The following is a 2,072-nucleotide window of genomic DNA, read 5'->3' on the forward strand; positions in this document are numbered from 1 at the left end:
ACGACCCGTGGGCGGCGGTCGACGCCGCCGACGCGCTGGAGCCCTCCGACGCGGACGCCCTGGACGACGCGCGCCTCGCCGCGGTGTGACGCGAGGCCGCCGCGCGGGCGGGCTCGGCGCGAGCACCCGTGCGGCGGCCCGACCGCGTAGGCTGAGGGGTCGACAACCCGCGAGCGACCGAAACGGTGGAACAACAGGCTGTGGCTGAGTTCATCTACTCCATGTACAAGGCGCGCAAGGCGCACGGCGACAAGGTCATCCTCGACGACGTCTCGCTGAACTTCCTCCCCGGCGCGAAGATCGGGGTCGTCGGCCCCAACGGCGCCGGGAAGTCCACGATCCTCAAGATCATGGCCGGCCTCGACACGCCCTCGAACGGCGAGGCACGTCTCTCCCCGGGCTTCTCCGTCGGCATCCTCCTGCAGGAGCCGCCGCTGAACGAGGAGAAGACCGTCCTCGGCAACGTGCAGGAGGCGGTCGCCGACATCCTCGCCAAGAAGCAGCGGTTCGACGAGATCTCCGCGCTCATGGCCGAGCCCGACGCCGACTTCGACGCGCTCCTCGCCGAGATGGGCACCCTGCAGGAGGCCATCGACGCGGCCGACGCGTGGGACCTCGACTCCCAGCTCGAGCAGGCGATGGACGCGCTGCGCTGCCCGCCGCCGGACGCGGACGTGTCCGTGCTCTCCGGTGGTGAGCGCCGCCGCGTCGCGCTCTGCAAGCTCCTGCTCGAGAAGCCCGACCTGCTGCTCCTCGACGAGCCCACCAACCACCTCGACGCCGAGTCCGTGCTGTGGCTCGAGCAGCACCTCGCGACGTACCCCGGCGCCATCCTGGCCGTCACGCACGACCGCTACTTCCTCGACCACGTCGCGGAGTGGATCTGCGAGGTCGACCGCGGCCGCCTCTACCCCTACGAGGGCAACTACTCGACGTACCTCGAGAAGAAGCAGGAGCGCCTGCAGGTCCAGGGCAAGAAGGACGCGAAGCTCGCCAAGCGCCTCAAGGAGGAGCTGGAGTGGGTGCGCCAGAACGCCAAGGGCCGCCAGACGAAGTCGAAGGCGCGACTGGCCCGCTACGAGGAGATGGCCGCCGAGGCCGAGCGCACGCGCAAGCTCGACTTCGAGGAGATCCAGATCCCGCCGGGCCCGCGCCTGGGCAACGTCGTCCTCGAGGCGAAGGACCTGCAGAAGGGCTTCGGCGACCGCCAGCTCATCGACGGCCTGAGCTTCACGCTGCCGCGCAACGGCATCGTCGGCGTCATCGGTCCGAACGGCGTCGGCAAGACGACGCTGTTCAAGACGATCGTCGGGCTCGAGCCGCTCGACGGCGGCGACCTCAAGGTCGGCGAGACCGTGTCGATCTCCTACGTCGACCAGTCGCGCGGCGGAATCGACCCGAAGAAGACGCTGTGGGAGGTCGTCTCCGACGGGCTCGACTTCATCAAGGTCGGCAACGTCGAGATCCCCTCGCGCGCGTACGTCGCGTCGTTCGGGTTCAAGGGCCCGGACCAGCAGAAGCCCGCGGGCGTGCTGTCCGGCGGTGAGCGCAACCGCCTCAACCTCGCGCTCACGCTCAAGCAGGGCGGCAACCTCCTGCTGCTCGACGAGCCGACGAACGACCTCGACGTCGAGACCCTGGGCTCGCTCGAGAACGCGCTGCTCGAGTTCCCGGGCTGCGCCGTCGTCGTGTCCCACGACCGCTGGTTCCTCGACCGCGTCGCGACGCACATCCTCGCGTACGAGGGCACGGAGGAGAACCCGGCGAGCTGGTACTGGTTCGAGGGCAACTTCGCGTCCTACGAGGAGAACAAGGTCGAGCGCCTCGGCGCCGACGCGGCACGTCCGCACCGCGTGACGTACCGCAAGCTCACGCGCGACTGAGTGCTCCTGACGGCGCCGGGCGGGTGTCCGCCCGGCGTCGTCGTGCGTGCGGGTGCGGTCCGCCCGGCGTCCACGACGGCGCGCGCGGTCTTCCATCCGGCCGCTCGTGCCTCGCGGCCTCCCGCCAGGCCCGCCACGACCGCGCGCGCCGTCGTTCCCGCCGGGCTCGGGCGTCGGCACGCCGCGTCG

The 2,072-nt window shown here is 70.7% G+C and carries 1 protein-coding gene; it reads left to right on the forward strand.

The window, feature by feature from the left end:
- Window positions 1–200 precede the first annotated feature (200 nt).
- Window positions 201–1,883: an energy-dependent translational throttle protein EttA gene (gene ettA / locus JZ5iCDA_RS17100; RefSeq protein ID WP_069388200.1), complete on the forward strand. Its 1,683-nt coding sequence runs from the start codon at window positions 201–203 to the stop codon at window positions 1,881–1,883.
- Window positions 1,884–2,072 lie beyond the last annotated feature (189 nt).

This window comes from Cellulosimicrobium cellulans (genome assembly GCF_001722485.1).
GTDB lineage: Bacteria > Actinomycetota > Actinomycetes > Actinomycetales > Cellulomonadaceae > Cellulosimicrobium > Cellulosimicrobium cellulans_A.